The sequence below is a fragment of the Desulfobulbus sp. genome (genome assembly GCF_030824455.1).
Taxonomy (GTDB): Bacteria; Desulfobacterota; Desulfobulbia; order Desulfobulbales; family Desulfobulbaceae; genus Desulfobulbus.
Genome location: NZ_JAVBXR010000073.1, coordinates 1 through 6,182, shown reverse-complemented (window position 1 = coordinate 6,182; position 6,182 = coordinate 1). Strand labels below are relative to the sequence as shown.

The window sequence follows — 6,182 nt, the reverse complement described above, 5'->3', positions numbered from 1 at the left end:
AAAGGCGCCAGGGTGAGAAGAGATTTTCGCATTTCGAGAGGCTATATGCCTTTGACACTTCGTCTCTTCTCCTCACCCCAGCTTATCTAATTTTTCGACTCTTGCCTTTATATGACAAATAGACGCGATTCCCTTTTGAAATAGAAATAGAATTACTTGTTCACCTTCTCCGACTCCTGCAGGTAATACTGCTCGGACATCCGGGTCCATTCACGGGCCGTTCTCATGAAATTCCTTTGGGAATCGAGCACTTCCTTGAACAAGGGGTCTTTGGCGGCATAATCGCCCAGGACCTCGTCGGTGGCTTTTTTCATGGCCGCCAGAACCGGTTCGGGAAAGGTCATCACCTTGACGTTGGGATACTCGGTTTTCATGGCCGCCCAGGCCTGGGCGTTCTGGGCGAAGTTGTCGAAGTACATGTCGGCGCTGGCCGTCTTGATCGCCGATTTCAAAATGGCCTGGTACTCCGGCGGCAGGGCCTCGAAGGCCTTCTTGCTGATCAAAAACTGCATGTCCGAGGCAGGCTCGTGCCAGCCGGCGTAGTAGTAGGGGGCAATCTTGTGGAAGCCCATCTTGATGTCCATGCCCGGTCCCACCCATTCCAGGGCGTCGATGGCGCCGCGATCCAGGGCGGTGTAGAGTTCGCCTGGGGCAATGTTGGTAACGTTGACCCCGAGCTTGGCAAAGACCTCGCCGGCGACGCTGGGAATGCGCATTTTCAGGCCCTTAAGGTCGTCGAGTGATTTGATTTCCTTGCGGAACCAGCCGCCCATCTGCACCCCGGTGTTGCCGCCGGGCAGGGAATAGACCTCGAATTTGTCGTAGCATTTCTGCATCAGTTCCATGCCGCCGCCGTAGTAGAGCCAAGCCCCCTGCTCGCTGGCGGTCATGCCAAAGGGCACGGTGGTGAACAGCGCCGTGGTCGCGTCCTTGCCCTTCCAGTAATAGGATGCGGTGTGGCCCATTTCGTACTGGCCGCCCTTGACCATGTCGAGGATCTCCAGGGGGGCCTTGTGTTTTTCCGCGCCTTCCACCTTGATCACGAAATTGCCGCCGGTCATGTCGCTGACCATCTGCGCCACCTTGGCCGGCGGGGTGGACAACGGGGTCAGGGTGCTGTTCCAGGTGGTCGCCAGGTTCCAGCGGACTTTTTTCGCCTCCGCCGCGAACAGCGGAGAGGCTGCCAGCAAACAGGCGGCCAGGGTCAGGGCAAAGGGGGCGCAGCGCTTCATACGTTTTTTCTCCAAAAGATTGTCAATTGACCCACTGGGGCGGCGAACCGTCGGGCAGGCGGTGTGCGGGGGCAGCAGCTGGCGATTCGCGGCGCCGTCTGCTGCTGGTTGCGTGAAATTTCGATTCCATTGCAAAAGTGGAGCGTGTTTATTGTCCTCTCGACGAGCACAGCGGGGAGAAATTTCATAATCGCCCGATATTTCAAGCTTTGCTCAAAATAGCCGCCAGCTTCGACGAGGTTTCGCTGGGCAATCCTGCCGTGTTCGATGGAGACAGAATGAGTCAGGGAGCCATCCGTCTTCGTTTAAGGCCTCTGCTTAATGTCCTGATCGCATTCCAAAAAATTCCGGGTAAACAGCCAGCGCCAACAGCACGATGACCTGAAGGATGATAAAGGGCACAACCCCGCGATAGATGTCGACGGTCCTGACCTCCGGCGGACAGCAGCCTTTGAGATAAAACAGCGAAAAACCAAAGGGCGGGGTGAGGAAGGAGGTCTGCAGGTTCATGGCAATCAGGATGGCAAACCACAGCGGATCAAGGCCAATGACCTCGGCGACCGGCTTGATGATCGGCACCACAATGTAGGTGATCTCAAAAAAGTCGATAAAAAAGCCGAGGACAAAAATGATCAGCATCACCAGAAAGAGGAAGGTCCATTTCTGGCCGGGCAGGTTGGTCATGATCTGTTCGACGATGGCGTCGGCGCCGCTGTAGAGAAACACCATCGAAAAGGCGGTGGCCCCGATGAGGATGGCAAAGACCATGGCCGCGACCTTGACCGTCTCCACCGCTGATTCCTCAATGATGGTCCAATTCAATTTCCGGTACATGGCCGCCAGAATGACTGCGCCGACGCAGCCAACAGCCGCCGATTCGGTGGGGGTGGCAATGCCGACAAAAATCGATCCCAGCACCAGAATAATCAAGATGAACGGAGGCAGAATGGCGGTGAGCGCATGGCCGAAGTTGGCCAGCCGGGTGCCTTCCTGGGGCGGCATGGCCGGGGCCACGTCTTTATTGAGGAAGGCCCAGATGAGAATGAAGACGATGTAGGCCCCGACCAGGCCAAAACCAGGGGCAAAGGCGGCGGCAAACAGATCGCCCACCGGCAGTTGGAAGACGTCGCCAAGAATGACCAGGATCACCGAGGGCGGAATGATCTGTCCCAGGGTGCCGGCGGCGCAGATGGTGCCGGTGGCCAACGGCTTGGAGTAACCGTATTTGAGCATCACCGGGAGCGAAATAACGCCCATGGCCACCACCGAGGCGCCGACCACGCCGGTGGACGCCGCCAGGAGCGTGCCGACCAGCACGGTGCTGACGGCGATGCCGCCGCGCACCCGGCCAAACAGGGTGCCCATGGCCTCGAGCAGTCGTTCGGCCAATTGCGAGCGCTGGAGCACGATGCCCATGAAGATGAACAGGGGAATGGCCATCAGGATGGTGTTGTTCATGATCGAGTAGACCCGAAAGGGCATCATCGAGAACATGCGCAGAAATTCATCGGAAACAGCCATCAGGCTGATGTCGGGCGCCACAGCCACCATGGCGGCGATGATGCCGAAGAAGATCGAGATCGAGCCGAAGGTAAAGGCGACCGGATAGCCGATGGCCAGCATCAACAGCGCGGCGAAAAACATGATGATGCCGGTCATGGACGATCCTCCCCAGGGCGGCTGGACAGGAGTTCGGGGTGCGGATTGCGCCGGTAGAGGTTGATGTTTTTGATGGTGTAGCCGATGGCGGCGAACACCAGAACGGCAAAGGCCAGGGGGATCATGGCCTTGATCACGTAGCGGTAATGGAGGCCGCCGGGATTTTCGGAGATCTCCTTGATGTTGTATGAATCCATGACAAAATCAAAAGAGCCGAACAGGATCAGGCAGGCCAGCGGCAGGAGAAAAAAGACGGTGCCAACAATGTTGATCACCGCCTTCTTGCGCACCGAAAAGCGGTCGTAGAGGAAATCGACCCGGACATGGCCTTCCTCCAAAAGGGCCACCGAAACCCCGAACAGGATGACGATGGAAAACAGGTGCCATTCCATTTCCTGCATGCCCACGGAACTGTTGTGAAAAAAGTAGCGCATGACCACGTCAAAAAAGACGTTTAAGGTCATCAGCAAAAAGACGAGCGCCAGCGCCCTGCCCAGCAGGCGGCTGGTCTGCATGAAAAAACGTTCCACTTGCAGCAACATGTGTATCCCCCCTAAAAAAACAAAATGCGCGGCACGATAAAAAACTCAGCGCAGCAGGCCTGCCGATCACGTCTGCCTGGGTCTAGGCGGCAAACAAAACAACCCGTTGCCGCATAAAAAAAAGCCGTCCGTCTCACGGCCGCGAGACGGACGGCAGGCAGCGAACTGCGCACTCCTTGTTATTTCACGACTTTTTCAGATTCCTCGAGATAATACTGCTCCGACATCTTGGTCCAGGCGCGCGCCTTTTTCATAAACGCCTTCTGGGAATCGAGCACTTCTTTGAAAAACGGATCTTTAGCCGCATACTCGCCCAGGACCTCGTCGGTGGCCTTCTTCATCGCCGCCAGAACCGGCTCCGGAAAACGCATAACCTTGATGTTGGGGAATTCGGTGGTCATGGAGGCCCAGGCCTCGCTGCTCATGGCGAAATTGTCATAGTGCATGTCGGCGGAGGCGGCCTGAATGGCTGTTTTCAACGCGGCCTGATACTCGGGGGGCAGGCTGTCGAAGGCCTGCTTGTTGATCAGGAATTGCAGATCAGTGGCCGGTTCGTGCCAGCCGGCATAGTAATAGGGGGCGATCTTGTGAAAGCCCATTTTAATGTCCATGCCTGGGCCAACCCACTCCAGGGCGTCGATGGTTCCGCGGTCCAGCGAGGTGTAGAGTTCGCCGGGGGCGATGTTGGTGACGTTGACCCCGAGCTTGGCAAAAACCTCGCCGGCGACGCTGGGGATGCGCATCTTCAGGCCCTTGAGGTCGTCGAGCGATTTGATTTCTTTGCGAAACCAGCCGCCCATCTGCACCCCGGTGTTGCCGCCGGGAAAGGCGTAGACGCCGAACTTGTCGTAGCACTTCTGCATCAGTTGCATGCCGCCGCCGTAGTAGAGCCAGGCGTTCTGCTCGTCGGCGTTCATGCCAAAGGGCACGGTGGTGAAAATGGCGGTGGTTGCGTCCTTGCCCTTCCAGTAGTAGGAGGCGGAATGGCCCATTTCATACTGGCCGCCCTTGACCATATCGAGGATCTCCAGCGGGGCCTTGTGTTTTTCCGCCCCTTCTACCTTGATGACGAAGTTGCCGCCGGTTATGTCGCTGACCATCTGCGCCACCTTGGTCGGCGCGTTGACAAAGGGGGTCAGGGTGCTGTTCCAGGTCATGGCCAGGTTCCAGCGAACCTTTTTTTCCGCCGCGAATGCGGCTGCTGTCGTCAGTAGACAGACAATCAGGGCAAGGGCCAATGTTCCGACACGCTTCATACGCTTCTCCTCCGTTGGTTGAAGACAAGGGGCGTGGCGCCCCCAGTAGGTCGATGTCTGGGGCATTGTCGCCGGTGGCAGGCGGCCGCACGGCATTTGTTTAATATACGGCTTGAATTAAGGCAACTGATAGCGGTTTTTTTTTGCGCGGCGCGGCGAAAAAAACGCCCTCGCGAGGCGTTCCGATTATTTGGGAAAAACAGGGCCTGCAGGGCCGTCGTTGGGCGGCAGTTCTTGGTGAACGGGGTCGATTGAGCGGTTGCGCCGTCCGGCGCTGACAAACCAGATCAAGGCGCAGATTTGGCACAAGAGCAGGACGGCAAATCCGGTTCGCAGGCCAGAGGCGGCCAATTGCCCCGGCCCGGCAGCGGGTTGCCAGCCGACAATAACCCCAATCGCCCATTGCCCGGCAAAGGCGGCGACAAAAACCAGCAGGTTGATCGCGGTGGTAACCCGGCCGGCCAGCCGCGCGGGAAAACTTTGGGAAAGGGCGGCATAGGCGATGATGCCTGACGTGCCGAAAAAACCAAATCCCAGCCAGATCGGTGTTGCCCAGCGGGGCGGCGCGATCAGCAACAGCAGCTGCGCCGCCATGAACAGAACCATGCCGGCGACCGCCGAAACCAGCACGGGCACGCCCCTTTGCTGCAAGTGCTTGGCCAGCGCGCCGAGACCGATGAATCCGGCCACCATGGCCAGCGCGATCCAAAACAACATCTGCACCACTGCCGGCGGGTCGAGATGGTTGACGTTCTTGAGCCAGGGGCCGGCCCAGAGGCCTTGAACCGCAAACAAAGAGGCCTGGGAAAGCGCGGTCAGGGGCGCGATTCGCCAGAAACCACGATCAGTGAAAACAATGGCCACGCCGCGCGCCTGATCGGCAAAGGTCTCGCCCTTGGCGGCGGCGCCGCGTTCCGGGACCACCAACAGCACCAGCGCCGAAACCGCCAAGGTGCACAGGGCCAGGCCGACAAAGACCCCGCGCCAGTCGGTCCACTGGAGCAGCCATTGCACCGGCGAGGTTGCGGCCAGGGCGCCGAGCCCGCCTGCCGCCATCTGGAAACCGTTGATCAGCGGCCATTGTTCAGCGGCAAACCACTGGGTGTAGGCCTTGAAGGCGGCCATCAGACAGGCCGAAACCCCCAGGCCAATCAGGGCCCGGCCAAGGATCAACTCGGCCATGGAATCGGCTCTGGCAAAGCAGAAAGCCCCCAGGGCGGCAACCAGCAGCAGCAGCGCTTCGACCCGGCGCGGTCCGAAGCGGTCCAGCAACACGCCCAGCGGCAGTTGAAAGGAAGCGAAGGCAATGAAATAGGCGGCGGTGAGCAGGCCAAGCGAGCTGGGCCCGATGGCGAGATCGCGCAGCAGTTCCGGGGCCAGCACGGCGTTGACCGCCCGGTAGAGAAAGGAGAGGAAGTAGCCGGCGGCAAAGGGGGCGAAAACCCGGAGAAGCAGTGCGGAAAGCGGCGTCATGCTGGAGTCTCGCAGTCAAA

The 6,182-nt window shown here is 58.9% G+C and carries 5 protein-coding genes; all 5 read right to left on the bottom strand.

The window, feature by feature from the left end; all coding sequences use genetic code 11:
• Window positions 1-152: 152 nt before the first annotated feature.
• Complete coding sequence (locus RCH93_RS09400; RefSeq protein ID WP_306548111.1) at window positions 153-1,232, bottom strand: TRAP transporter substrate-binding protein; 1,080 nt, start codon at window positions 1,230-1,232, stop codon at window positions 153-155.
• A gap of 318 nt (window positions 1,233-1,550) precedes the next feature.
• The gene (locus tag RCH93_RS09395; RefSeq protein WP_306548109.1) at window positions 1,551-2,891 is read right to left on the bottom strand and encodes a TRAP transporter large permease subunit; all 1,341 of its coding nucleotides are present in this window, start codon (window positions 2,889-2,891) and stop codon (window positions 1,551-1,553) included.
• Window positions 2,888-3,433, bottom strand: a complete 546-nt coding sequence (locus tag RCH93_RS09390) for a TRAP transporter small permease subunit (protein ID WP_306548108.1) — start codon at window positions 3,431-3,433, stop codon at window positions 2,888-2,890. Before RCH93_RS09390 ends, RCH93_RS09395 begins: the two co-directional genes overlap by 4 nt.
• 179 nt (window positions 3,434-3,612) lie before the next feature.
• Entirely contained in the window at window positions 3,613-4,689 is a 1,077-nt protein-coding gene (locus tag RCH93_RS09385) for a TRAP transporter substrate-binding protein (protein ID WP_306548107.1), read from the bottom strand.
• A gap of 186 nt (window positions 4,690-4,875) precedes the next feature.
• On the bottom strand, window positions 4,876-6,162 hold the full coding sequence (locus RCH93_RS09380) for an MFS transporter (protein ID WP_306548106.1): 1,287 nt from the start codon (window positions 6,160-6,162) through the stop codon (window positions 4,876-4,878).
• Window positions 6,163-6,182 lie beyond the last annotated feature (20 nt).